Origin of the sequence: Nitrosovibrio sp. Nv6 (assembly GCF_900110495.1) — a bacterium.
Classification (GTDB): Bacteria; Pseudomonadota; Gammaproteobacteria; order Burkholderiales; family Nitrosomonadaceae; genus Nitrosospira.
This window is the reverse complement of record NZ_FODX01000007.1, coordinates 1-24,387: the sequence shown is the minus strand read 5'-3', so window position 1 is coordinate 24,387 and position 24,387 is coordinate 1. Positions and strand designations below refer to the sequence as shown.

The window sequence follows — 24,387 nt, the reverse complement described above, 5'->3', positions numbered from 1 at the left end:
CTATATTGGTATCCTATATTGCAAACGCCTTCCACGCGGCCAGACAAAGCAACGTCAGGAACGCAGCCAACAAGTCATCAAACATCACACCAAAACCGCCGCGCAGTTTTTTATCGTAATATCCGATGGGAGGCGGTTTGATTATATCGAACAAACGAAACAGCAGAAATCCAGATGCTTGCCAGATCAGGTTATTGGGCGTAAGGAACAGTACCAGCAGGAAAGCGGTAATCTCATCCCAAACCATACCGCCGTGGTCGTGACTGCCCAGCGTCTTGCCGGTTACGCTGCACGCCCAGATGCCAGCAACAAACATGACATTGATCAACAGGAAAAATTTAACCGGGTCGAGGACATAGTTAAACAGCCAGAACAAGGGGAATGCTGCGAGCGTACCTGCGGTGCCGGGCGCAATCGGGCTTAAACCTGCGCCGGCGCCAAATGCGATAAAGTGCGCAGGGTGGCTTCGCACAAATGCCTTGCTAGGGCGTGGCTTGACGGCTTCGGAAGCCGACCCGAGCCCGGGTCCTTTAGACCCATCAGCTCCACCCCATCCTTTTGCAGACTTGATCTCCGGTTCAGGCAGGGGCAGATTCTCCGGCGGACCATCAGGCCGGCCGTCAACTCTGCTATTTTCTGGACTACCCCGTGCGGAAGTGGTCATAACCCGTTGTCTCCAGCGTTATTGCTCTGCCCGTAGCATCCAGCACGACCAATCCTCCTCCTTCGTGGATATCACCGATGCGGGTCAGTGGAATTTCTTGCTCACGGGAAAGCATTTCGATTTTTGCGCGCTTCCCCTGGGGAGCGGTAAAGCAGAGCTCGTAGTCGTCTCCTCCGGCCAGCAAGCATTGGATTGCCACCGGATGCGGGAGGTATTTCTTTACCGAGGCCGAGCAATTTATCTCATCCATTCTGATGACAGCCGCGACATTTGAACGTTTCAGAATATGTTCAAGGTCGGCCAGCAGTCCGTCTGAGATATCGATTGCGCTATGGGCCAGGCCGATCAATCGCTGCCCCAAGGCGACCCGCGGCGTTGGAGTATGCAGTGCGGACAGGCATTCTTCCATATCCCCGGTCTCAAGCACGATGCGCCGCTGCTGATGAGCGAGCGCCAGAGCTGCATCGCCCAAATGGCCCGATATCCATATGTCGTCACCCGGCCTGGCCCCGCTGCGGCGTAAAGCCTTTCCCTTCCCTACCTCGCCAATGATAGTCACACAGATATTGAGCGGCCCCCTGGTGGTATCTCCACCGATAAGCTCTACCTGATGTGCATGAGCAAGGTCGAAAAACCCATCGGCGAACGACTGCAGCCACTTGTCATTCTCCCTCGCCATTGGTTCGGGTAGCGCCAGCGAAAGCATGACCCAGCGCGGGGTTGCGCCCATCGCGGCCATGTCGGAAAGATTCACTGCCAGGGATTTGTGGCCCAGCTTGTGCGGGTCGGCATCGGAAAAAAAATGTTGGCCGGATACCAGCATATCAGTGGAAATCGCCAGTTCCATCCCTGAGGGAGGCCTGATCAGAGCAGCATCATCTCCTATGCCTAATACGACATGAGGGGCGGAACGGATGAAATAACGCTGAATGATGTCGAATTCGGAGAGCACTTTTTTGACGTTTCGCGATCAAAACTTTGCATTGACCTCGGCTGCTCGCAGCTTGGCCGCCAATTTATCCAGTACGCCGTTTACGTATTTATGTCCATGGGTACCGCCATACGTTTTGGCTAGCTCGACGGCTTCATTGATCACTGCCCGGTAGGGTATTTCCGGGTGACTCTCCAGCTCGTGGGTGCCGAGCAGCAGTATGGAAATTTCCACTGGACTGAGTTCCTTCAATGGCCGATCCAGATACGGCTGAATCTGCTTCTCCAGTTGCGATACATTCCCCAGGACCCCTCGCAGCAGGCCTGAGAAATATTCCTCATCGGTCTTGGGAAATTCCCTGGTTTCGTGTAGCTGCGCTTCGATTGCCTCGACGGTTCCGCCGGCCACGCACCATTGGTAAAGCCCTTGCAAAGCCAGTTCGCGGGCTTGGCGGCGGCGGGTTTTACGTCCCGGCCGGGTGTGCGGTTTGCCGGGCGGGGCGTTGGCTGGCGCATCCGCTACCGGCTGCTTTGGTGGCTGGTTTGCCCGTTTGACTACCGGTTTAATCTGTGTCATTGCGCTAAATTCATTGTGTCACTTCATCCAGTTCTCTGAGTAGATTCGCCATCTCTATCGCCACCTGCGCGGCTTCTGTTCCTTTTTGGCTCATCCGCGCCAATGCCTGGTCGTCGGTATCGGTAGTAAGAATGCCATTGGCAATGGGGATGCCCGTGTCCAACTGCACTGCGGCTACGCCGCTGGTAGACTGGTTGGATACGACTTCAAAGTGATAGGTGTCGCCGCGTATCACCGAGCCCAAGGCTATCAGTGCGTCGAACTGGTCGGTTAAAGCCATTTTTTGCAGTGCCATTGGAATTTCCAACGCGCCTGGGACTGTCACCAGTAACATGGCCGCATCGTCCACGCCCCGCTTCGCCAGTTCCGCGGTGCAGGCGCTGAGCAATCCCTCGCTTACATCAATGTTAAAACGGCTCATAACAATGCCGATGCGCAACTCGCCACCATCGAGATCGGGTTCGAGTTCAAGAATGTTTTCATATCGTGCCATGTTTGCTCCTTTAAACAAGATCTGGCTGCTACAGACGAAGAGTAAATCCGGACTATCCGAAAGCGAAAGCGGTTAAGGCCCCCATTAAAACCGTGTTTGCAAGTATCCGTTGGGAATGCCGATTTACTCAGGTTGCCGCAGATACTGTTGGAAAATGTTTTTCCTGTTGACGAAAATGAAACGATGCCAAATCTCTCGGCTGGATTTTCAGCGGTCCTGCGTTTGGCCTTTATTTATCGGCTCCAGATAGCCAGTTACTTCGAGCCCGAAACCCGCCATGCTGGGCATTTTTCGCGGGACGGCCAGCAGCCGCATCTTGCCCACATCAAGGTCCTTGAGTATCTGCGCACCTATACCATAATCGCGCAAGTCAGTTCGAGCAACAATACGTGGGGATTTTGCCGGCACCACCCGTTCCATCAGCTCAGCCGCGCTTTCCCTGCAGTGGAGCAGCACGATAACCCCGCTTTTCGCGTTTGCGATTACGTGAAGCGTATCATTTACATTCCAGGAATGAGTATCGTCCTTTATGTCGAGCAAATCCATGACCGAAAGCGGCTCGTGCACACGCACCAGCGTTTCAGTGCCCGGGTCGATCGTGCCTTTGATCAAAGCGAGGTGTGTAGCATTGACTGTTTTATCCAGATAAGCCACAAGCCGGAACTCGCCGTGAACTGTCTGGATGGAACGTTCGGCCACCCGTTTAACGAGGCTTTCGGTGCGGCTGCGGTAATGAATGAGATCAGCGATAGCGCCGATCTTGAGTTGATGCTTTGCGGCAAATTCCACCAGATCCGGTAGACGAGCCATGCTTCCATCATCCTTCAGAATTTCGCAAATCACCGAGGCAGGACTAAGTCCCGCCAGATTCGCTAGATCACAACCGGCTTCGGTATGCCCAGCCCGCACGAGCACACCTCCGTTTTGGGCCATCAGGGGAAAAATGTGTCCCGGCTGAACAATATCCTCTGGCTTTGCGTCAGGATTCACCGCTGCCTGCACAGTGCGGGCACGATCGGCAGCAGAAATACCGGTCGTGACCCCGCTGGCAGCCTCGATTGAGGCCGTGAAATTCGTGCCCAACGGAGAGCGATTCGACACTACCATCAGCGGCAGATTGAGTTTGCGGCAGTGCTCTTCGGTTAGCGTCAGGCAAATCAGCCCACGGCCATGCGTCGCCATGAAGTTGATGGCTCCAGGGGTGACAAAATCGGCCGCCAGAACGAGATCCCCTTCGTTTTCGCGATTTTCCTCATCTACGAGGATTACCATTTTGCCGGCCCTGATTTCGGCAACTATTTCCTGAATCGAACTGGTGACCATGGCAGACCTCAACCGTTACTCAATGGCTCGCGCGCCGCCAGCAAGCGCTCCACATATCGTGCAATCATATCGACTTCCAGATTTACCTTCGCGCCAGCGCGCAAATCCCTCAATGTCGTTACAGCCAGGGTATGAGGAATGAGATTGATCTCCAACTCCTCTCCTTCAATTTGATTTACCGTCAAACTGACGCCGTTCACCGTGATTGAACCTTTCCTGGCAATATACTTCAATAATGAGCCGGGCGCCTTGATCGCCAGTAAATAACTTTCCCCTGCCGGCTCGAACCTGACCACTTCACCGATGCCATCCACATGACCGCTTACCAGATGGCCGTCGAGCCTGTCCGAAAGGCGCAGTGCCTTTTCGAGGTTGACTCGACCCCCCTGTTTATCCAGACCTTCGGTACAACTCAATGTTTCGCATGATACATCCACCGTAAACGTTTCGTTTGCCAGCGCGACCACGGTGAGGCAGACCCCATTTACCGAGATGCTATCCCCGGTTTTGATATCGCCAAAGTTCAATGTGCCGGGCGCAGGCGCAATACTCAAGCTTATGCCACCCTCCCGTGAGATGGCTTGTTTTATCTCGCCAACCGCTTCGACAATTCCGGTGAACATCAAACCCTCCAATTTCAAATACAATAACCTCTGATTGCGCGCCTGTTCAGGACAAGAAGGCATGAGGCAATTTGCCGCGGGTCCTGGATGGCAATATACGCTAATGTCCAGCTTACATATTACACAAACTCGTCGGACAGGAACCAGCAACGAAAATGTTCAGTGATTCCAGCCAATCGCCGCTAAGCAAGAATTTGCACCGGCTGTTCCTGCTCAGGAATATTGTCATTGCGGCCCAGTGCCTGACTTTTGCACTGGCGCACTGGGTACTCGAAATGGAATTGCCATGGTCCGAAATGGTTGCGGTAGCGGTTATGCTGGGCGTCTTGAACGTTGCAACATGGATACGTCTCCGCCGCAAGTGGCCGGTTTCGAGTGTCGAGTTTTTTGTTCAGCTATTGGTTGACGTCTTTGCATTAAGCGCATTGCTGTATTTCAGCGGCGGCTCGACCAATCCTTTTATCTCTCTGTATCTCTTGCCGCTGACGATTGCCGCCGCCGCCTTGCCCTGGGCTTACACCTGGGTAATGGCCGCAATCACGATAAGCTGTTACACGCTGCTGCTTTTTTATTATGTACCGTTGCCGCATGATCATGAAGAGCATAACAGCGAGTTCAACCTGCATGTGTCGGGAATGTGGCTGGCCTTTGTGCTAAGCACCGTATTGATCGCCTGGTTCGTTGTCAAGATGGGGATTTCGATACGCGAACGCGACAAGGACCTGGCACTGGCACGCGAGCAAGCATTACGTAATGAACAAATCATCGCGCTTGGGACATTGGCTGCAGGCGCAGCGCACGAACTCGGAACACCGCTGGCAACGATGGCGGTGGTAACTGGAGAACTGCAGAATGAACATACGGAAAATAGCGAATTTCAAAGTAATATCAGGATACTGCGCGATCAGATCACCCAGTGCAAGCGTACATTGACACAATTGCTGGCCGATGCCGGCCAGGCGCGAGCGGAAGACGGCAGCGGTCAGGCAGTCGATTATTTTTTGCGCCAGGTGTTGGATAAATGGCAGTTGATGCGGCCCGCCGTCCAGTTTACTTACCGCGGTAGCGGCATACAGCCTGCTCCCCAAATCCTGAATACGCAGTTATTGAGCCAGTCGATTTTAAATCTGTTGAATAATGCGGCCGATGCCTCACTGAAACATATTGAGATAGAAGTGACCTGGAACTATGAGGAATTACACCTTAAAATACTCGACTACGGCGAGGGACTCACCGGGGAAGCCGTACAGCGCGCAGGCCAGCCCTTCTTCACGAGCAAAGCGCCTGGACAGGGTTTCGGGATCGGCTTATTTCTGGCGAACGCCAATATTGAGCGGTTTGGCGGCACCGTGCGCCTTACCAACCGCGAAGGCGGCGCCTGTACTCAAGTTATACTACCTCTGATACGGCAATCGATATGACAACGGTAACGACGATGGAAGTGGAGGATCGCCCCACTTTGCTGATTGTCGACGACGATACGACTTTTTGTACCGTTCTTGCGAACGCAATGACAAAACGCGGGTTCGATGTCACCTGCGCGCATACCGTCGAACAGGCTTTGGGATGTGTCGAGCTTTGCACACCCGAATATGCGGTTATCGACCTCCGGCTGCCCGGCACTTCCGGATTGACCCTGGTTGAAAAACTGCAAGCGCTTGATCCCGGTACCCGCATTGTCATGTTGACTGGTTATGCCAGTATCGCCACTGCGGTGGAGGCAATCAAACTCGGGGCAACGCATTATCTGGCGAAACCCGTCGACGTGGATGAAATCATGCTTGCGTTCGAGCGCACTTCAGGCGATGCGGATGTGCAGATTCGCTCGCATCCGCTGTCGGTCGGGCGGCTTGAATGGGAATATATTCAACGCGTCCTGAACGAGAACAAAGGCAATGTTTCCGTAACGGCGAGAATACTCAACATGCATCGCCGGACGCTGCAGCGAAAACTTACCAAGTACCCCGCTAAAACATAAGAGGGCAGCCCTAAGCCCTAACAATCTTCTTGATGCCGTTTACGAAAAACGGCTGATGATGCGAATGTCCGGCCCAATCGTTCGCAAATCGTGAATCTTGAGCGCCCGCTTTTGCGCGAGGTCCGATAATTCCGGCAGCTTTAACATGCCGCGGGCCATATCACCTATCAGATACGGCGCAAGATAAACCACCAGCTCATCCACCAGTCCCGCCAGGATGAGTGAGCCATTCAATTTGCAGCCCGCCTCAACCAGCAGTTCGTTTATTTCAAAATCAGCAAGCCTCTGCATCATTGCAGCCAGATCAACACCGTTATTTTCATCCGGCAATACGATCACGCGCGCGCCCATGTCATGCAACGCCAGGATCTTTCCCTCGCCAGCGGTCGTGGTAAAAATCAATTCTCCGTCACCGCGCAGCAAGCTGGCATCCACTGGTATTTCCAGACGGCTATCCACTACCACCCGCAACGGCTGCCTGACGTTTTCGCGATAGGTTTCCATGTGACGCACCGTGAGCTGCGGATCGTCCGCCAGCACGGTGCCGATACCGGTCATGACCGCACAGGATCGGGCTCGGAACCGATGGCCGTCGCGCCGCGCTGCTTCACTGGTAATCCATTGGCTGACGCCGTTATTGAGAGCGGTCTTGCCATCAAGGCTCGCCGCGATTTTCATTCTTACCCACGGGCGTCCGTGTGTCATTCGCGTGATGAAACCGATATTCAGCGCCTTTGCTTCTGCTCCCATTAAACCGGTTTGCACTTCTATCCCGGCGTTTTGCAGCAGCGCGCAGCCCCTGCCTGATACCAGAGGATTTGGGTCCTGCATGGCTGTTACGAGTCTGGCAATGCCAGCTTTGATCAATGCGTCGGCACAAGGAGGGGTGCGCCCATGATGACTGCATGGCTCCAATGTAAGATAAGCAGTCGCGCCTCGCGCCGCCGCGCCGGCCTCAGCAAGAGCGTTTATTTCGGCATGAGGCTCGCCCGAGCGTTCGTGCCAGCCGCTGCCCACTACCTGATCACTGCGCACCAGTACACAGCCGACGCGGGGATTGGGGCTGGTGCTATACAATCCCTTTTCGGCGAGCCGCAAGGCCTGGGCCATGTAACCGTAATCGGTTGACGAGAACATATGGGAATCCATGATTCCGAAATGTGGAGCTTCTGCGACTTTCAATTACTGCGCAGTCCAGTAGGGAATGATGAAGAGTTGCTGGCGTTGCAAAGAGTTACTGGCGTTTGAATCAGGCTTTTTTTACTGCCTTCCTCTTCTGCGGCCTTTGCATTTCCCTGATCGCGTTATGAAAATCGTCCGCGTCCTGAAAGCTCCTGTAAACCGAGGCAAAGCGGATATATGCCACCTTGTCCAGTTTATACAGTTCCTCCATTACCATCTCGCCGATCCTGCGCGAAGGTATCTCGCGTTCGCCCAGACTCAGAAGCTTTTGCACAATACGGTCCATGGCTGCGTCCACCTCTCCGGTGGGAACAGGACGCTTGTGCAACGCTCGCATGAAACTGGTCAGCAGTTTCTTGCGATCGAACTCGGTGCGGTTGCCATCCTGTTTTACTACCTGGGGCAAACGCAGTTCCACCGTTTCATATGTGGTAAAGCGTTTATCGCATACAGGGCAGCGGCGGCGGCGGCGTATTCTGTCGCCTTCCTCGCTTACCCGGGAGTCGATTACGCTTGTGTCATCTGCATTGCAGAAGGGGCATTTCATGATTCATATTCAAGTCAAGAGAATGAACCGTTAAATCGGCCGGTGCTGCCTATAGCCTATTGCCGCTCCCCCATGCGGCAGCGGCAATTTCGACCCTTGCACAAATCAACGCTGATAAACGGGGAATTTCGCACATAGGGATCTTGCCTCATGCGCCACTTGCGAAAGCACCGCGACATCGGCGGGCGCATCCAGCACATCGGCAACCAGATTCGCCAGTTGTTCCGCTTCAATTTCCTTGAAACCACGGGTAGTCATGGCAGGGGTACCGATACGTATCCCGCTGGTGACAAATGGCTTTTGCGGATCGTTGGGTATGGCATTCTTGTTGACGGTGATATGCGCCAACTCCAGCGACTCGGCCGCCTGCTTGCCGGTAATATGCTTGGGGCGCAAGTCCACCAGAAACATATGACAATCGGTGCGCCCGGAGACGATGCGCAGACCGCGCTCCTGCAACACCTTGGTCATCACGCGCGCGTTATCGATCACCTGTTCCTGGTAATTCTTGAATTCTTCGCTGGCGGCTTCTTTGAAAGCTACCGCCTTGGCTGCGATTACGTGCATCAGTGGGCCGCCCTGAGTTTGGGGAAAAATGGCTGAATTAAGCGCTTTCTCATGCTCCGGCCTGGCCATGATGAATCCGCCCCGCGGCCCGCGCAATGTTTTGTGCGTGGTGCTCGTGACAAAATCTGCAATGCCGACAGGGTTGGGATAATATCCTGCTGCTACCAATCCAGCGTAGTGCGCCATATCGACGAACAAATAGGCACCCACTTCATCGGCGATCTTTCGAAAACGCTTCCAGTCTATCACCAGCGCATAAGCGGAAGCCCCTGCAACGATCATTTTAGGCTTGTGTTCGTGCGCGAGGCGTGCCACTTCTTCGTAATCGAGCTCTTCGGTTTTTGGATCGAGCCCGTAGGAAACGGCATTGAAGATTTTGCCGCTGAGATTAACCGATGCGCCGTGAGTCAAATGCCCGCCATGGGCGAGCGACATGCCGAGGAGCGTATCGCCCGGCTTCAGGGCCGTCAAATACACCGCAGCGTTGGCCTGCGATCCGGAATGCGGCTGAACATTCACATATTCCGCATTAAACAGCGCCTTTACCCGGTCTATTGCAAGCTGTTCCACTACGTCGACATACTCGCAACCCCCGTAATAACGCTTGCCGGGGTAGCCCTCCGCGTATTTGTTGGTCAGCACCGTTCCCTGTGCCTGCATCACCGCCGGGCTGGCATAGTTCTCGGAGGCGATCAACTCGATATATTCTTCCTGCCGTTGTATTTCACCTTTGATTGCCTGCCAGACATCGGGGTCAACGCTTTCCAGGGTTAATTTCGGGGACAACATGGCGGCTTATTCCTTTGATATTTTTAGAAAATGAATCGGGCATTTTACCACCGGTAATCTGCGGAAGAATCCGGTTAGTCTTCTTAATTTTAAATCGCTTCGAACTCTTATGTTCCAGCGCTCACCATCAGAAAACTGGATGCATATGCATCAGGAAGTGCCGCGAGATTGCAAGGTTTTTGCATTTAAGCGGCAATGCACATCCACTAGACATCCAGATTTCTCACTCCCAGCGCATTGTTCTCAATAAACGCACGGCGCGGCTCGACAATGTCGCCCATCAAGGTCGTGAAAATTTCGTCGGCGGCAATGCTGTCCTCGATTTGTGCGCGCAGCAACCGGCGACTGTTTGGATCCATGGTTGTTTCCCATAGCTGGGCGGGGTTCATTTCCCCCAACCCTTTATAGCGCTGGGTACCAATGCCTTTTTTAACTTCCTCAAGCAGCCAGTCGAGTGCTTGCTTGAAGTCGTCGACGGCCTGTTTCTTTTCGCCGCGCTTGACGTATGCAGCAGGCCCGATCAGACCGTGGAGTACTTCGGCGGTTTGCTTTACCTGAATGTAGTCGCCACTTTGCAGAAAATCCTGATCAAGATAACTGGCCCGGACATTGCCGTGATGCATACGCGATATTCTCAGCCGGTATTCCTCGGAAGCAGCGTCATACTCCGGCGTTATGGTGAGGTTTGGCGAGGCTACGTGCGCTGCAAGCTTGGCTGCGCTTTCGGCGGCATGGCTCTCGTTGCTCAAATCGATGGCGGGATGGCGCAATAGGGCATGCATCACTTCGCTGTCGAGCAGCGAGCTCATGCGATCGATCACGGCTTCGGCCAGCAGGTATTCATTGGCAATATTTTCCAGCGTTTCTCCGGTTAGCGGGGGCTTATCTTCATGAGTATGCAATTCTGCGTCGGCCAGTGCGAGCCCCAGCAGATATTGCTTAAGCTCATGATCATCCTTGATGTAGCGTTCCTGCTTGCCATGCTTGATCTTGTACAAAGGCGGTTGGGCAATGTAGATATGGCCGCGTTCGATCAGTTCCGGCATTTGCCGGTAAAAAAAAGTAAGCAGCAAGGTACGGATATGCGAGCCGTCCACGTCCGCATCCGTCATGATGATGATGCGGTGATAGCGCAATTTGTCCGGGTTGTATTCATCCTTGCCGATACCCGTCCCGAGCGCGGTAATGAGGGAGGCGATTTCCTGCGATGAAATCAGTTTGTCGAAACGGGCTCTTTCGACATTCAGTATTTTTCCCTTCAATGGCATGATCGCCTGAAATTTACGGTCGCGGCCCTGCTTCGCCGATCCGCCGGCTGAATCACCCTCAACCAGATAAAGTTCGGAAAGCGCGGGGTTTTTTTCCTGGCAGTCCGCAAGCTTGCCTGGCAATCCCATGCCGTCCAACACACCCTTGCGCCGGGTCAATTCGCGTGCTTTTCGCGCAGCTTCGCGCGCCCTGGCCGCGTCGATGATTTTCCCGCAGATCGTCTTTGCATCAAGCGGGTGCTCCAACAGGAATTCGGCCAGTTTTAACGACACGATTTCCTCTACGGCAGGGCGTACTTCCGAGGAGACAAGCTTTTCCTTGGTTTGTGAGGAAAACTTGGGTTCGAATAACTTCACTGACAAAATGCAGGATAGACCCTCCCGCATATCGTCCCCTGAAGTTTCAATCTTGGCCTTTTTTGCCAGCTCATTTTTTTCGATATAGCTGTTGAGGGTGCGCGTCATGGCGGCGCGCAAGCCGGTCAGGTGGGTGCCGCCATCCTTTTGCGGAATGTTGTTGGTAAAGCATAAAACCTGTTCGGAATAACTGTCGTTCCATTGCATCGAGACTTCCACGACGATGTCTTCTTTTTCGCCGGTAGCGTAAAAGATAGTCGGGTGAAGAACCGATTTTGTCCGATTTATATATTCAACGAAACTTTTGACGCCGCCAGCGAAAGCGAAATTTTCTTCCTTGGCATTGCGTTGATCGATCAGATGAATTTTAACGCCATTATTGAGAAATGAAAGCTCGCGCAAGCGCTTCGCGAATATGTCATAGTGATATTCGATATCGCCGAAGATTTCCTTGCTCGCGAGGAAGTGCACTTCAGTGCCGCGACGTTCGGTCTTGCCGGTTATCGCCAGCGGAGCAACGGGAATACCCATACGAAACTCAATCTGATGAACCTGTCCGTTTCGGCGGATAATGAGACGCAGCCATTCTGACAATGCGTTGACGACCGACACGCCGACACCGTGCAGCCCGCCCGACACTTTGTAGGAATTGTCATCGAACTTGCCGCCGGCATGAAGTTCAGTCATGACAATTTCAGCGGCAGAGCGTTTCAGCTCATCATCATGCTTGATGCCGGTCGGAATGCCCCGGCCGTTGTCCTGTACGCTGATCGAATTGTCCGGGTGGATGATCACCGAAATTTCATCACAATGACCCGCCAGCGCTTCATCAATGGCGTTGTCGACCACCTCGAATACCATGTGGTGCAGACCGGTACCATCACTCGTGTCACCAATGTACATACCTGGACGCTTGCGTACCGCATCAAGTCCTTTCAGGATCTTTATGCTGTCTGAACCGTAATCGGTCGAGCTTTTACTCTTTTGCTGCCGGGATCGATCTTTTTCGTTCATTGCCTTATCTTCAGTTGTTTTCAGTTTCACGTGAAACGTGGTTGCTCGACTCGTTGAATGTTGAAATTTATCTTCGCAACCGGTTCAAGCTGTTCTTGCCTTATTCGCGCCATCTAAATCCTCATCGGCATTACGACATACTTGAAATCGTCGTTGCCGGGGATAGCGATAAGCGCGCTGCTATTGGCATCTCCAAACGAACACCGCACTGTTTCACTGCTCAGGTTGTTCAACACATCCAGCAGATAGGTGATGTTGAATCCAATATCCAGTGCGTCCCCATCATACTGAAGCTCCAGTTCTTCCTGTGCTTCTTCCTGCTCGCTGTTGTTACAAACGATACGAAGATTGCCGCTGGTCAATATCAGACGGACTCCGCGAAATTTTTCGTTTGACAGGATCGATGCGCGCTGCAGCGTCTGCAAAAACAGCAGCCGGTTTATATCAAATTGCTTTTCATACCCTGTTGGGATAACCCGGTTGTAGTCGGGAAATTTGCCATCCACAACCTTGGACACCAGTATCACATTCGAGAAGCTGAAGCGTACCTGATTTTGCAAAATTTCCACTGTTACGGGTTCATCACTGTCATTCAATAATCTGGCCAGCTCAAGTACCACCTTGCGGGGCAAAATGACCTCTTTTTTTTCTTCCTGAGGCGCTCCGAGCGTCATCAGTGCAAACGCCAGACGATGACCATCAGTAGCCACAACCCTCAGGTAATTGTCTTCCAGCAGCAATAGCAAACCATTCAAATAGTAGCGGATGTCCTGCTGCGCCATGGCGTATTGCACCAGGGACAACATATGTTTCAGTTCCTTCTGTTGAACCGTTATTTTTGCCTGGGGTTCCGTACCCTCGGGAAACTTGGGAAAATCTTCGACAGGAAGCGTTTGTAAACTGAAACGGCTTTTTCCCGCTTTGGCGCGAAGCCGGTTTTCGTCGGTTTCAAGTATCACCCGGGCCTTGTCAGGAAGAGCGCGCAATATGTCCTGAAGCTTTTTTGCCGCTACGGTAACAGCGTATTCTTCGCTGTCGGGATTAACATCCTCCGTGGAAGTGGTAATCTGGATTTCCAGATCAGTTGCAACAAACGATATTTTTTCCTGCTTTCGTTCTATCAGTACATTGGAAAGTATGGGTAAGGTATGACGGCGCTCGACAATACCGGTAACCGTCTGTAGCGGTTTCAGCAAAGTATCCTTATCGGTTTCTATTAGTTTCATTGTTTTAAAATCCAATAATCATTAATAAAGGTTGGCCAAGTCCGGTATAAATAAAAAAACATCAATTCTATTAAACGGTTAAGTGTTATCTTGGCTCGGTATTGATGCGGTATTGCCTGTGGATAGTTTGTGCATGGAATTAAGCTTGCGCGAAAATGACAAGTTATCCACAAATAATCCTGTTTTATTCCCTGGTGATCAACCGCGCAGAATATGGAGCAATGTATTGAAATCCCGGTTGATCGTTGGGTCGGATGCCCGTAATTCGGCAATTTTCCGATAACCGTGCAGTACGGTGGTGTGATCTCTGCCGCCAAAAGCTTCACCGATATCAGGCAGACTCAGAGGTGTCAGTTCCTTGGATATGGCCATGGCCATTTGCCTCGGCCTTGCAACGATGCGCGAACGCTTTTTCGAATACATCTCGGCGACCTTGATTTTATAGTAGTCCGCCACGGTCTTCTGGATATTTTCAATGGAAATCTGCCGATTCTGCACCGCCAGCAGATCTTTCAGCGCTTCCCTTGCAAGGTCCAGGGATAGTGAATGGCCGGTAAAGCGGGAATAAGCAAGCACCCGTTTCAACGCACCTTCCAGCTCCCGGACATTGGAACGAATATGCTTGGCTATGAAAAAGGCAACGTTTTCATCCAGGATAATATTTTCCATCAGTGCTTTTTTCAACAGGATGGCAACCCGCATTTCCAGCTCAGGAGGTTCGACCGCAACTGTCAAACCCCAGCCAAAACGGGAAATCAGGCGCTCTTCCATGCCGGAAATTTCCTTCGGGTAGGAATCGCAGGTAATGATTACCTGTTTATGCGCTTCGATCAGTGCGTTGAATGCGTAAAAAAATTCTTCCTGTGTTCGATTCTTGCCGCCGAAAAACTGGATATCGTCTATCAGCAGAAGATCCAGCGAATGATAGTATCTCTTGAAATCGTCAAAAGCTTTATGTTGGTAAGCCCTTACTACGTCTGAGACGTATTGTTCGGAGTGTATGTATCTGACCTTTGCCGCGCTGTTATGTTCCACCACAAAATTGCCGATAGCCTGAATCAGATGTGTTTTGCCCAATCCAACGCCACCATAAATAAAAAACGGGTTGTAGGCGGTGCCGGGACGTTCCGCAACCTGGATAGCACCGGCTCGCGCCAGCTGATTAGCCTTTCCCGTGACAAAAGTATTGAAGGTGAATGCGGGATTCAGCCGACTGGGATTTTTTTCGCGTTTTTCCTTCGTATCTTTGGAAGCTTTTCCTGCCCGCACCGCTGGCGCACTGAATCCGGCAGACAGCTGGACTGGATTGATGGCGGCTTCCGCTGCGACGGAACTGGTTGTTTTCACCAAGGCCTGATCAGCAAGCTTCAATTGGAAATGAACGGTACGAGAAAAACAGTTTTCCGCCATCTGTTCAATCTGGAATAGAAAGTTGTCCTTGACCCATTGCATCACGAAGCGGTTGGGAGCAACGAGGGCAGGCTCGGGAACGCCGTGCGACAACTCCAGGTACAAGGGCTTGATCCATGTATTGAATTGCTGTGCGCTTAATTCTTTCTCAAAATATTCAAGACAGGAAAGCCAAAAGGTGTCCATTGCGGGCAGGGTCGTCATTGCGGATCGGGAAAGAAGCGGAAATTCGAAAGCGGGGCGAGCAGCTATTTTAGACTCTTCCTACCTACTTATCCACAGGGGGAGAAAAAAATATCGGTTGACATCAACCTCCGTAAAGAGTTGTAATGCCGAGTTTTATTTAACAGACTCAGGGGAAGCGATGAAACGCACTTATCAACCATCCGTCACGCGAAGAAAGCGAACCCATGGTTTTCGGGTTCGCATGAAAACCACAGGCGGAGCGGCTGTTATACGGGCTCGCCGCGCCAAGGGGCGAGTTCGCCTGGGGGTATAACCAGCAGCGTCAACATCTACCTAGAGGAATCGTATTATTCGCTTTCCGAAAACTCACCGGTTGCATAAAGCAGAAGAATTCTCCTCGGTTATTCGATTCAGATGTTCTGCACGCAGCGAATTTCTTCAGATTTTCGCAAAACCCAACGGTCTGTTAAATTCTAGATTGGGGCTGATTGTCGCTGGTAAAATCGAGCGGCTGGCCGTGAGACGTAACAGGGTGAAGCGCTTGTTGCGGGAAGCCTTTCGTGCGCGGCAACACGAGTTGGCGGGCCTTGATCTGGTGGTGCGGCTGCGCTGTCGGGTCAGTCACAGCGATTTGCCACGAATGGCGGGAGAAGCCGAAAGCCTCATGGTTCAATTGCAGCGATGTCGCGGATAATTATTGGATTCATCAAGCTCTACCAATATTGCCTGAGTCCTTTTTTTGGGCCCTCGTGCCGGTTCAGCCCTTCTTGTTCACACTACGCATGTGAGGCGCTAGCCAGACATGGCACGCTGCGTGGAATATTTCTCAGTGTATGGCGGATACTGCGTTGCAATCCCTGGGCCCGCGGTGGACATGATCCTGTTCCATAGGACTTGTCCGACCTGAATTACTTCGATACGAATATGCGTATCGTAAAACATAAAAACGCAAAGCAAGATGGATACACAAAAATTTGTACTGTTCCTGATTTTTTCCACGTCGATGCTGTTTCTGTGGGACGCCTGGCAGAAAGAGCAGCTTCCACCGGCTCCGTCAACATCATCGGCCCCCGCGACTCAGGAATCGCGAAATCAGCCCCCTCCAAGTGCTCAGGAGGGGACGCCGGTCCCCGGGGATAAACTGATTTCGACACAGCCCGCGAAAAGTGAAACCGCAGAGAATGGTGCACCCGTCAAGGCGATCGACAGGCTGGAGTCAGGGGAAAAGATAGTTGTCAAGACCGACATGGTAGTCGCGGAAATCGATACCGCCGGCGGTGATTTGCGCCGTCTTGAGTTGCTGTATCACCCTGATAAGGAGGATAAAAGCAAGCCTTTCGCGTTGTTGGAAAATCAACCCGATCACGTCTATGTGGCTCAGTCGGGGCTGATTGGAGAGAATTTGCCCACGCACAAAACCCGTTATACAGCGGAGCCGGGTACGTATAGCCTGGAGGCAGGCCAGGACAAAATCGAAATACGGCTGGTCGCACCCGCTACCGATGGCGTGCGCGTGAACAAGGTATACACATTTCATCGCGGAAGCTATCTCATCAATGTCAGTTTCGAGGTGACCAACGATACAGCGGCTCCCATCAATCCTTTTTCCTATTTCCAGATGTTGCGTGACAGCCAGCCGCCGGCGGGTTCGTTCTTCATGATTCCTACGTATACCGGCGCTGCGCTTTTTACCGAGCAGGATAAATTCAAGAAGATCGAATTCTCCGCGCTCGACAAGGGCACCGCAACGTACCCAAAAAATGCGGATAATGGCTGGATTGCCATGCTGCAGCAATACTTTCTTGCTGCGTGGCTGCCTGAGGATAAGCAACCGCGCGAGTATTACGCAAAGCGTCTCAGCGAAAACGAGTATTCCGCTGGTGTGATCGTACCTGTGGGCACAGTCGAGCCCGGCGAAACCGCCACGGTCAGCGTTCCACTGTATGCCGGCCCGGAGGAACAGAGCAAACTCGCATCAATCGCACCAGGACTGGATCTTACGGTCGATTACGGATGGCTGACCATAATTGGCGCGCCGCTGTTCTGGTTGTTGTCGTTGTTCCACTCCTGGACCGGAAACTGGGGAGTGGCTATTATTCTCCTGACCATGTCGGTCAAGATCGCATTTTTCCCATTATCCGCTGCCGGCTATCGTTCCATGGCAAAATTAAGGCTGGTCACGCCAAAGCTGCAGCGACTGCGTGAACAGCACGGCCACGACCGTCAACGCCTGAACCAGGCGATGATGGATTTTTACAAGACGGAAAAAATCAATCCCATGGGCGGGTGCCTGCCCATCATCGTCCAGATTCCCGTATTCATCTCGCTGTACTGGGTTCTGCTCGCCAGCGTTGAATTGCGTAATGCGCCTTTTGCCTTGTGGATACAGGATTTGTCATCGCCCGATCCTTTTTACGTACTGCCGGTAATCATGGGCATTTCCATGTTTATTCAGACGAGACTCAATCCACCTGCAACAGACCCCATCCAGGCCAAGGTAACGCAGATTATGCCTTTCGCCTTCAGTATCTTCTTCTTCTTCTTTCCAGCTGGATTGGTGCTGTATTCATTGGTAAACAACGTCCTTTCCATCCTGCAGCAATGGCAAATCACGCGCATGATCGAGGGCTCCGCAACAGCTGCCGGCAAGCAGAAAAAAGCGAATTAGCAAGTGCGGCCTTCCTGATTTGCAAACAGCTACCGCCTGGAGTCCTCGTATCCGGCTGAACTCCTCGCAGGAGAAATGTCCGGATGGAAAATTCTGACATTATTGCCGCTGTCGCTACCCCGCCCGGAAGAGGCGGTATCGGCATTGTGCGGGTCTCTGGCAAGAACCTGAGAACTTTAGCGCGGAAAGTCACCGGGTCTACTCCCAAAGCCCGCCATGCCAGTCTGAGTAAATTCCTCGATGAACGGGGGCTGGTAATCGATGAGGGGATTGCTCTTTTTTTTCCGGCTCCTCATTCGTATACCGGCGAAGATGTGCTGGAACTGCAGGGTCATGGCGGACCGGCTGTAATGAATCTTGTGTTATCCAGTTGTCTTTTCGCGGGCGCCCGCCTGGCCCAGCCGGGGGAATTTACCCTGCGCGCTTTCCTGAACGACAAGCTGGATCTTGCTCAGGCTGAAAGCGTAGCGGATATCATCGACGCCGGGACAAGCGAAGCCGCGCGGTGTGCAATGCGCTCCCTTCAGGGGGAATTTTCCGCCGCGATCCATAGTCTTGTGCAAGCGCTTACTGACCTGCGAATGCTTGTGGAAGCGTCATTGGACTTTCCCGAAGAAGAGGCGGATTTTCTCGCAGGACTCGATGTCAGGAGCAAGCTGGGAAAGATTCAGACGCAACTGGAGCAGGTGTTCACGTCAGCCCGTCAGGGCAGCATCCTGCGGGAAGGTGTATCCGTTGTTTTGGTGGGGCAGCCCAACGTGGGAAAATCCAGCCTGCTGAATCAATTGGCTGGGGAAGAGACAGCCATCGTCACGGAGGTACCAGGGACGACCCGGGACGCCATCCGCCAGGCGATCGAAATTGAAGGCGTTCCGCTACATCTGGTGGATACGGCGGGGTTAAGGGAAACCGACGATGCGGTTGAAAAAATTGGCATCGCTCGAACCCGCGCTGCTATCGAAAAGGCAAACCTGGTGCTATTGCTCTCCGATAGCCGGTATGGTGCTACCGAGGTGGATCAGGCGATTCTGCATAGCCTCCCGGCCGGGCTGCCGGTCATTCATGTTTATAATAAAATAGACCTGTTGAGCGGATTGCCGCGAATTTTCCATCAGGAAGATTCTCCGGAAGGGGCAGCGGATATTTATGTTTCCGCTAAAACCGGTGCCGGCATCGAACGACTTCGCTGGAAGCTGCTTGAAGTGGCCGGCTGGAGATCCTCTTCTGGAGGTGAAGGGCTGTTCATGGCGCGCAGTCGCCACCTCCAGGCCCTGGCCGATGCGCGGAAATACCTTGAAAATGCGTGCGGGCTGGCTGGCGGAAACGTTCAACTGGATCTGCTGGCGGAAGAGCTGCGGCTTGCCCAGCGAGCCCTGTCATCCATTACCGGTGAGTTCAGCGCTGACGATTTACTGGGGGAAATATTCTCCCGATTCTGCATCGGCAAGTAGTCCCCCAGCTTTTCCTGGCGACTCTTCTCCTTTCCGGGCGCCGGTTTCACGGTTTTGAACCCGGGTGTTTCACGTGAAACAAGTGACTTGACCTTCGAACCCGAGTACGGCGTCGCCTTACACAACCTTTCTTTTTGTCGTAGAATGCTCCCTCCTTTAAACAGCATTCCAACGGCTATCCCGGTGACTTTTTCTGAAAGTTCTGACAGTTTTGATGTAATTGTGATTGGCGGCGGCCATGCGGGTACCGAGGCCGCGCTTGCCGCTGCACGCATGGGGCAAAGAACGCTGCTGCTCTCCCACAATATCGAGACGCTGGGACAGATGTCGTGTAATCCCTCCATAGGGGGTATCGGCAAGGGTCACCTGGTAAAAGAGGTGGATGCGCTAGGGGGTGCAATGGCTGCTGCGGCCGATGAGGCCGGCATACAGTTTCGTACGCTAAACTCAAGCAAGGGGCCGGCGGTACGCGCTACCCGCGCGCAGGCCGACCGGATGCTCTACCGTCAGGCAATCCGCCGCCGCCTCGAGAATCAGCCAAATCTCTGGATATTTCAGCAAGCAGTGGACGATCTCGTGCTTGAGGGGGAGCGCGTCAAGGGCGTCGTCACCCAACTGGGAATACGATTTTCAGCGCGGGCAGTAGTGCTGACTGCAGGAACCTTCCTTGCCGGGCTGGCGCATGTGGGATCGGCCAATTTTCAGGCAGGGCGGGCTGGCGACCCCCCGTCCATCAGTCTTGCCGCACGCCTGCGCGAAATGAAACTGCCGGTCGGGCGGCTGAAAACCGGCACCCCTCCGCGCATAGACGGTCGCAGCATCGATTACTCGGCGGTTACCGAACAACCCGGAGATAATCCTGCCCCGGTCTTTTCCTTTATGGGCGACGCCGCTCGGCATCCTCGTCAGTTGTCGTGCTGGATAACGCACACCAATAGCAGTACTCACGACATTATTCGCAGTGGCCTGGATCGCTCCCCGTTATTTACCGGCCTGATCGAAGGTGTAGGGCCGCGCTATTGCCCATCCATCGAGGATAAAGTGGTGCGTTTTTCAACGAAGGAATCGCATCAGGTTTTTCTGGAACCGGAAGGACTGGACACCCATGAGGTATACCCTAACGGAATATCGACCAGCTTGCCATTCGACCTGCAGGTTAAACTGGTGCGTTCCATCCGGGGGCTCGAAAATGCTCATATCACGCGACCCGGCTACGCGATTGAGTACGATTATTTTGATCCGCGCGGATTAAAAGGCTCACTTGAAACCAAGAGCATCGAGGGCTTGTTTTTTGCCGGACAAATCAACGGTACGACCGGCTATGAAGAAGCTGCTGCGCAAGGATTGCTGGCCGGCATCAACGCCGCCCTCAAAACGCAAGGCAGGGAAGCATGGTGTCCGCGCCGCAACGAGGCTTACCTGGGTGTTCTGGTCGATGACCTTATCACCCGAGGCGTTACCGAGCCCTACCGCATGTTCACCAGCCGCGCCGAATATCGTTTGCAGCTGCGCGAAGACAATGCTGACCTGCGTTTGACTGAAATCGGGCGCGGGATGGGCGTGGTGGACGATGCGCGGTGGGCGCGCTTCATTGCCAAACGGGAAGCCATTGCTCACGAGCAAGACAGGCTCAAAGCGGTCTGGCTCAGCCCGAAAACCGGTTTGAACACCCTGCTCCAAGCGGAAGTGTTGCGGGTATTGGGCAAACCCATTGAACGCGAATACTCGTTGTATGACCTGCTGCGCCGCCCGGACGTGACTTATGCGGGACTGATGACGCTGCCATTGGCGGGAGAGGCTGTCACCGACCCGCTGGTGGCTGAGCAAGTTGAAATCCAGGCCAAGTATCACGGCTATATTGAACGACAGAAGGACGAGGTAGCGCGCAGCGTGCGCTACGAGGAAATTCGTTTACCGCCGGATATGGATTACCGTACGGTACGAGGCCTCTCCAGCGAGGTACAGCAAAAATTGAATCAGTTCAAACCCGAAACAGCAGGACAGGCAGCAAGGATCTCCGGTGTAACTCCGGCCGCGATTTCATTATTACTGGTACACGTGAAGCGTGGTTTTCCCGATCATAAAAAGATAAGCGCGTGAGTCTGGCGGCGCAGCTTGCTGGCGGGCTTGAGGTCTTGGGATTAATACTTCCGCCCGAAACTCAAATCCACTTGTTGCAGCATCTCGCGTTAATTCAAAAGTGGAATCGGGTTCATAATCTGACCGCTGTGCGCGAGCCTGAAACAATGCTGGTTCGTCATCTGCTTGATAGCCTGGCGGTTCTGCCGCATGTAAGCGGACCACGTATTGCCGATATCGGCAGTGGCGCGGGCTTGCCCGGAATTCCCCTGGCTTTGGCACGGCCCGAGTGGTATGTGACGCTGGTCGAAAGCAGTCATAAAAAAGCAGTATTCCTGCAGCAGGCGCGAATTGAATTGAAATTGAAAAATGTCGAGGTGGTGAATGAACGAGTCGAGAACTTTCATCCGAAAGACGGGTTCGATCTTGTTATTTCCCGCGCTTTTTCCGACCTGGGTGATTTTATCAGGCTTGCGGGACATCTGTGTATCCCGGGAAGCGGTGGCGGCAGGCTCGTTGCGATGAAGGGCGTTTATCCGCATGAAGAACTGGCGCAGTTGCCGGCGCAGTTCATCGTGGAAAAAATATTGCCTGTCGCAATTCCCGGCCTTGAGGCAGAGCGGCATCTGGTCATAATTAGGCGGGCGAGTTAGCGGGCAAGGGATAATCCGGGAGCCCGCGGTTCGATCCGATGTATCTGTGCCCGTTCTGGAGCGGACGAGATGGTAAAAATTCTGGCAATCACGAATCAAAAAGGCGGTGTGGGAAAAACCACTACCAGCGTCAATCTGGCGGCAAGCCTTGCTGCCGCGAAGCGGCGCGTCTTGCTGATTGATCTTGATCCGCAAGGTAACGCAACCATGGGAAGCGGCGTGGATAAACGCTCTCTGCACCACACTGTATACCAGGTATTGCTGGGTAGCCGAAGTATCGCAGATGTTCGCGTAGCCTCCCCCGCGGGCAAATTTGATCTGATTCCCGCCAACCGGGACCTGGCAGGTGCTGAAATAGAGATGGTGGACCTGCCCCAGCGGGAAACGCGCCTGAAAGAAGCTCTGGAAGAAGTGGCCGGAGAATACGACTTCATTCTCATCGATTGCCCGCCGGCACTCAATCTGCTGACGCTCAACGGTTTGTGCGCAGCCCATGCGGTAATGATACCGATGCAGTGCGAATATTACGCCCTGGAGGGGCTAAGCGATCTGGTGAATACGATAAAGAAAGTGCGTACCAATCTCAACCCGGTGCTGGAGATCGAGGGTTTGCTGCGCACCATGTTTGATCCCCGCAATATACTGGCGCAACAGGTGTCGGACCAGTTGCAGCAACACTTTGGCGACAAGGTTTACCGTACAGTGATCCCACGCAATGTGCGGCTGGCCGAAGCGCCGAGCTTCGGTATTCCGGCGCTATACCATGACAAGCTATCCAAAGGCACACAGGCTTACCTGGCGCTGGCGGGGGAAATGCTGAATAGATATTTTCCAAGCGCCGAGCGGGAACACGATGACGAACAGAAGCTGGAAGCATAAAGCATAGAGCAGGTAAAAAACTTATGAAAGTGAAGGGCTTGGGAAGAGGGTTGGATGCGCTGTTGGCGGGCAACAGCGAGAGCGGCAAGGCCGTGGAATCACTGCAGAACCTGAAAATATCACTGCTGCAGCCCGGCAAATATCAGCCCCGGACCCACATGGATAAGGAATCCCTGGCGGAACTTGCCGAATCCATTCGGGCCCAGGGGGTAATGCAGCCGGTGCTGGTGCGGCCTGTATCTTCCGGGGGTTATGAAATCATAGCAGGGGAGCGGCGCTGGCGGGCCGCACAACTGGCGGGCCTTGCTGAAGTGCCGGCACTCATCCGCCACGTGCCGGATGAGTCCGCGCTGGCCATGTCGCTGATCGAGAATATCCAGCGGGAGAATTTGAACCCGTTGGAAGAGGCGATGGGTATTCAAAGGCTTATCAAGGAATTCGGCATGACCCATCAAGCCGCCAGTCAGGCCTTGGGCAGTTCACGCAGCGCGGTTTCCAATCTTTTGCGACTTCTCAATCTGCCGCCTCCTGTACAGGAATTGCTGATGCAGGGAAAGATCGACATGGGGCACAGTCGCGCGCTGCTCTCGCTTCCGGAGGCAAAGCAGATAGAAATCGCGAATCTGGTGGCGAACAAACAGCTTTCGGTGCGTGAGACCGAAAGGTTGGTGCATCGGATAGAGCATCCGGTAGCGCAGCGGCACCCTAAACGCGACCGCGATCTGTTGCGCTTACAGGAAAATATTTCCGCAAAGCTCGGGACACAAGTCGTTATAAATTCGGGCAAAAAGGGCAAGGGGACAATAGTGGTCCATTACACTAGCCTCGAGCAACTGGATGGAATATTGTCTCGTTGGTAATCCGTAATTCACGCTGGCGTTTTGCTCCCGGAAAAGGCAAATTGAGGATCGCTGAAAACCGCTCATGCGCCGCCGGAGAGCCTGTTCCGCCGTTTTTCATAGGGAAGTGATTTGCAGAATCCGCAAACTGCTTGACTTGGAGAATCTTCGGGGATAGTCTTTACGGGGTTGTGGGTATGTAAAGTACTGGTAGCAACAAAATTGGTGGTACCAATATTGTTACTGATAGTACCAATATTGCAGAAACAACTTGGGAACAACTCAGCAGCAAACTCAGAAGTACAAAAGGAACTGAGAAGAAACTGAGCAGCAATTTAGCAGCAACCGAGGTTGAGCGGCAACTTGGCAATAACCGAGGTAGAAGGATATCTGGAGTAAGGATACTGAAGTACAAAGCGGTACAGGATTGCAGTAGCAGCAGATAGTTGGTAGCAGAAGAGATGGGCGAAGCTTGCTGCCGGGCGGGAAGAAGGGAGGAAGCCACTCGCCGGGTTGGGAGCGCAGTACTTGATTAACACAAAAGAAGCAGGAGGAAACATAATGGCAACAACACTAGGAACGTCAAGCCAGGCGAAGTCGGGCGGTCGGGATTACGACATGTCGCTGTGGTATGACTCAAGGTGGTACAAGTTTGGACTGATCACCATGCTGGCGGTGGCGATA

23 protein-coding genes are annotated in these 24,387 nt (G+C 53.2%); 11 read left to right on the top strand and 12 right to left on the bottom strand.

What is annotated here, in order from left to right; translation table 11 throughout:
* Positions 1–13 precede the first annotated feature (13 nt).
* The 6 genes from BMX66_RS12880 to BMX66_RS12855 all read right to left on the bottom strand — a co-directional run bounded on the left by BMX66_RS12880 (position 14) and on the right by BMX66_RS12855 (position 4,610).
* Positions 14–664, bottom strand: coding sequence for a phosphatidylglycerophosphatase A family protein (locus BMX66_RS12880; protein ID WP_090882852.1), 651 nt, complete (start codon positions 662–664; stop codon positions 14–16).
* Positions 642–1,616: a thiamine-phosphate kinase gene (gene thiL, locus BMX66_RS12875; RefSeq protein WP_090882850.1), complete on the bottom strand. Its 975-nt coding sequence runs from the start codon at positions 1,614–1,616 to the stop codon at positions 642–644. Before thiL ends, BMX66_RS12880 begins: the two co-directional genes overlap by 23 nt.
* Before the next feature lie 18 nt (positions 1,617–1,634).
* Positions 1,635–2,171, bottom strand: a complete 537-nt coding sequence (gene nusB / locus BMX66_RS12870; protein WP_090882848.1) for a transcription antitermination factor NusB — start codon at positions 2,169–2,171, stop codon at positions 1,635–1,637.
* 10 nt (positions 2,172–2,181) lie between these two features.
* The gene (gene ribH / locus BMX66_RS12865) at positions 2,182–2,664 is read right to left on the bottom strand and encodes a 6,7-dimethyl-8-ribityllumazine synthase (protein WP_090882846.1); all 483 of its coding nucleotides are present in this window, start codon (positions 2,662–2,664) and stop codon (positions 2,182–2,184) included.
* A 207-nt stretch (positions 2,665–2,871) separates the two neighbouring features.
* A complete protein-coding gene (gene ribBA, locus BMX66_RS12860) occupies positions 2,872–3,987 on the bottom strand; it encodes a bifunctional 3,4-dihydroxy-2-butanone-4-phosphate synthase/GTP cyclohydrolase II (RefSeq protein WP_090882844.1) in 1,116 nt (371 codons plus the stop codon).
* 8 nt (positions 3,988–3,995) lie between these two features.
* Positions 3,996–4,610 (bottom strand): riboflavin synthase, encoded by a 615-nt coding sequence (locus BMX66_RS12855; RefSeq protein WP_090883089.1) that lies wholly within the window; start codon positions 4,608–4,610, stop codon positions 3,996–3,998.
* Positions 4,611–4,765: 155 nt separating this feature from the next.
* Between BMX66_RS12855 and BMX66_RS12850 the strand changes: the two genes are divergently transcribed.
* Together BMX66_RS12850 and BMX66_RS12845 are read left to right on the top strand one after the other, a co-directional pair.
* Positions 4,766–6,031 carry an ATP-binding protein gene (locus BMX66_RS12850; protein WP_090882843.1) on the top strand — a complete coding sequence of 422 codons (1,266 nt, stop codon included), beginning with the start codon at positions 4,766–4,768 and terminating at the stop codon, positions 6,029–6,031.
* Positions 6,028–6,588 (top strand): response regulator transcription factor, encoded by a 561-nt coding sequence (locus BMX66_RS12845; protein ID WP_090882841.1) that lies wholly within the window; start codon positions 6,028–6,030, stop codon positions 6,586–6,588. The genes BMX66_RS12850 and BMX66_RS12845 overlap by 4 nt, the downstream gene beginning before the upstream one ends.
* A 39-nt stretch (positions 6,589–6,627) precedes the next feature.
* Here BMX66_RS12845 and ribD read toward each other — a convergent pair whose 3' ends face one another.
* From ribD to dnaA, 6 genes are all read right to left on the bottom strand, one after another.
* Positions 6,628–7,725, bottom strand: a complete 1,098-nt coding sequence (gene ribD, locus BMX66_RS12840) for a bifunctional diaminohydroxyphosphoribosylaminopyrimidine deaminase/5-amino-6-(5-phosphoribosylamino)uracil reductase RibD (RefSeq protein WP_090882839.1) — start codon at positions 7,723–7,725, stop codon at positions 6,628–6,630.
* Between the two features lie 112 nt (positions 7,726–7,837).
* Positions 7,838–8,317 carry a transcriptional regulator NrdR gene (nrdR, locus tag BMX66_RS12835; RefSeq protein WP_090882837.1) on the bottom strand — a complete coding sequence of 160 codons (480 nt, stop codon included), beginning with the start codon at positions 8,315–8,317 and terminating at the stop codon, positions 7,838–7,840.
* A gap of 105 nt (positions 8,318–8,422) precedes the next feature.
* Positions 8,423–9,673, bottom strand: coding sequence for a serine hydroxymethyltransferase (glyA, locus tag BMX66_RS12830; RefSeq protein WP_090882835.1), 1,251 nt, complete (start codon positions 9,671–9,673; stop codon positions 8,423–8,425).
* A 206-nt stretch (positions 9,674–9,879) separates the two neighbouring features.
* On the bottom strand, positions 9,880–12,312 hold the full coding sequence (gyrB, locus tag BMX66_RS12825; protein ID WP_090882833.1) for a DNA topoisomerase (ATP-hydrolyzing) subunit B: 2,433 nt from the start codon (positions 12,310–12,312) through the stop codon (positions 9,880–9,882).
* Between the two features lie 113 nt (positions 12,313–12,425).
* Complete coding sequence (gene dnaN, locus BMX66_RS12820) at positions 12,426–13,538, bottom strand: DNA polymerase III subunit beta (RefSeq protein ID WP_090882831.1); 1,113 nt, start codon at positions 13,536–13,538, stop codon at positions 12,426–12,428.
* Between the two features lie 198 nt (positions 13,539–13,736).
* Positions 13,737–15,134 carry a chromosomal replication initiator protein DnaA gene (dnaA, locus tag BMX66_RS12815; protein ID WP_369826993.1) on the bottom strand — a complete coding sequence of 466 codons (1,398 nt, stop codon included), beginning with the start codon at positions 15,132–15,134 and terminating at the stop codon, positions 13,737–13,739.
* A gap of 178 nt (positions 15,135–15,312) precedes the next feature.
* Here dnaA and rpmH point away from each other — a divergent pair, with 178 nt between their 5' ends.
* The 9 genes from rpmH (at position 15,313) to BMX66_RS12770 (ending at position 23,724) form a co-directional block, all read left to right on the top strand.
* The gene (rpmH, locus tag BMX66_RS12810) at positions 15,313–15,447 is read left to right on the top strand and encodes a 50S ribosomal protein L34 (RefSeq protein ID WP_004175644.1); all 135 of its coding nucleotides are present in this window, start codon (positions 15,313–15,315) and stop codon (positions 15,445–15,447) included.
* 33 nt (positions 15,448–15,480) lie between these two features.
* Entirely contained in the window at positions 15,481–15,828 is a 348-nt protein-coding gene (gene rnpA, locus BMX66_RS12805; protein WP_369826991.1) for a ribonuclease P protein component, read from the top strand.
* Positions 15,816–16,025, top strand: coding sequence for a membrane protein insertion efficiency factor YidD (gene yidD, locus BMX66_RS12800; protein ID WP_090882827.1), 210 nt, complete (start codon positions 15,816–15,818; stop codon positions 16,023–16,025). Before rnpA ends, yidD begins: the two co-directional genes overlap by 13 nt.
* A 67-nt stretch (positions 16,026–16,092) precedes the next feature.
* Entirely contained in the window at positions 16,093–17,802 is a 1,710-nt protein-coding gene (yidC, locus tag BMX66_RS12795; RefSeq protein ID WP_090882825.1) for a membrane protein insertase YidC, read from the top strand.
* A gap of 83 nt (positions 17,803–17,885) precedes the next feature.
* Positions 17,886–19,253, top strand: coding sequence for a tRNA uridine-5-carboxymethylaminomethyl(34) synthesis GTPase MnmE (gene mnmE / locus BMX66_RS12790; protein ID WP_090882823.1), 1,368 nt, complete (start codon positions 17,886–17,888; stop codon positions 19,251–19,253).
* A gap of 183 nt (positions 19,254–19,436) precedes the next feature.
* A complete protein-coding gene (gene mnmG, locus BMX66_RS12785; protein ID WP_255398955.1) occupies positions 19,437–21,353 on the top strand; it encodes a tRNA uridine-5-carboxymethylaminomethyl(34) synthesis enzyme MnmG in 1,917 nt (638 codons plus the stop codon).
* The gene (rsmG, locus tag BMX66_RS12780) at positions 21,350–21,985 is read left to right on the top strand and encodes a 16S rRNA (guanine(527)-N(7))-methyltransferase RsmG (RefSeq protein ID WP_090882820.1); all 636 of its coding nucleotides are present in this window, start codon (positions 21,350–21,352) and stop codon (positions 21,983–21,985) included. The genes mnmG and rsmG overlap by 4 nt, the downstream gene beginning before the upstream one ends.
* A gap of 69 nt (positions 21,986–22,054) precedes the next feature.
* Positions 22,055–22,864 (top strand): ParA family protein, encoded by an 810-nt coding sequence (locus BMX66_RS12775; protein ID WP_090882818.1) that lies wholly within the window; start codon positions 22,055–22,057, stop codon positions 22,862–22,864.
* A 23-nt stretch (positions 22,865–22,887) separates the two neighbouring features.
* Complete coding sequence (locus BMX66_RS12770) at positions 22,888–23,724, top strand: ParB/RepB/Spo0J family partition protein (protein WP_090882816.1); 837 nt, start codon at positions 22,888–22,890, stop codon at positions 23,722–23,724.
* Positions 23,725–24,387 lie beyond the last annotated feature (663 nt).

What these genes read in the sequence shown, in the direction of transcription:
- glyA (WP_090882835.1), bottom strand. Translation starts at nt 9,673, where the DNA reads ATGTTGTCCCCGAAATTAACCCTGGAAAGCGTTGACCCCGATGTCTGG.
- BMX66_RS12880 (WP_090882852.1), bottom strand. Translation starts at nt 664, where the DNA reads ATGACCACTTCCGCACGGGGTAGTCCAGAAAATAGCAGAGTTGACGGC.
- BMX66_RS12845 (WP_090882841.1), top strand. Translation starts at nt 6,028, where the DNA reads ATGACAACGGTAACGACGATGGAAGTGGAGGATCGCCCCACTTTGCTG.
- ribBA (WP_090882844.1), bottom strand. Translation starts at nt 3,987, where the DNA reads ATGGTCACCAGTTCGATTCAGGAAATAGTTGCCGAAATCAGGGCCGGC.
- nusB (WP_090882848.1), bottom strand. Translation starts at nt 2,171, where the DNA reads ATGACACAGATTAAACCGGTAGTCAAACGGGCAAACCAGCCACCAAAG.
- nrdR (WP_090882837.1), bottom strand. Translation starts at nt 8,317, where the DNA reads ATGAAATGCCCCTTCTGCAATGCAGATGACACAAGCGTAATCGACTCC.
- rpmH (WP_004175644.1), top strand. Translation starts at nt 15,313, where the DNA reads ATGAAACGCACTTATCAACCATCCGTCACGCGAAGAAAGCGAACCCAT.
- yidD (WP_090882827.1), top strand. Translation starts at nt 15,816, where the DNA reads ATGTCGCGGATAATTATTGGATTCATCAAGCTCTACCAATATTGCCTG.
- BMX66_RS12855 (WP_090883089.1), bottom strand. Translation starts at nt 4,610, where the DNA reads ATGTTCACCGGAATTGTCGAAGCGGTTGGCGAGATAAAACAAGCCATC.
- yidC (WP_090882825.1), top strand. Translation starts at nt 16,093, where the DNA reads ATGGATACACAAAAATTTGTACTGTTCCTGATTTTTTCCACGTCGATG.
- dnaA (WP_369826993.1), bottom strand. Translation starts at nt 15,134, where the DNA reads ATGGACACCTTTTGGCTTTCCTGTCTTGAATATTTTGAGAAAGAATTA.
- mnmE (WP_090882823.1), top strand. Translation starts at nt 17,886, where the DNA reads ATGGAAAATTCTGACATTATTGCCGCTGTCGCTACCCCGCCCGGAAGA.
- BMX66_RS12770 (WP_090882816.1), top strand. Translation starts at nt 22,888, where the DNA reads ATGAAAGTGAAGGGCTTGGGAAGAGGGTTGGATGCGCTGTTGGCGGGC.
- ribD (WP_090882839.1), bottom strand. Translation starts at nt 7,725, where the DNA reads ATGTTCTCGTCAACCGATTACGGTTACATGGCCCAGGCCTTGCGGCTC.
- ribH (WP_090882846.1), bottom strand. Translation starts at nt 2,664, where the DNA reads ATGGCACGATATGAAAACATTCTTGAACTCGAACCCGATCTCGATGGT.
- BMX66_RS12850 (WP_090882843.1), top strand. Translation starts at nt 4,766, where the DNA reads ATGTTCAGTGATTCCAGCCAATCGCCGCTAAGCAAGAATTTGCACCGG.
- BMX66_RS12775 (WP_090882818.1), top strand. Translation starts at nt 22,055, where the DNA reads ATGGTAAAAATTCTGGCAATCACGAATCAAAAAGGCGGTGTGGGAAAA.
- dnaN (WP_090882831.1), bottom strand. Translation starts at nt 13,538, where the DNA reads ATGAAACTAATAGAAACCGATAAGGATACTTTGCTGAAACCGCTACAG.
- gyrB (WP_090882833.1), bottom strand. Translation starts at nt 12,312, where the DNA reads ATGAACGAAAAAGATCGATCCCGGCAGCAAAAGAGTAAAAGCTCGACC.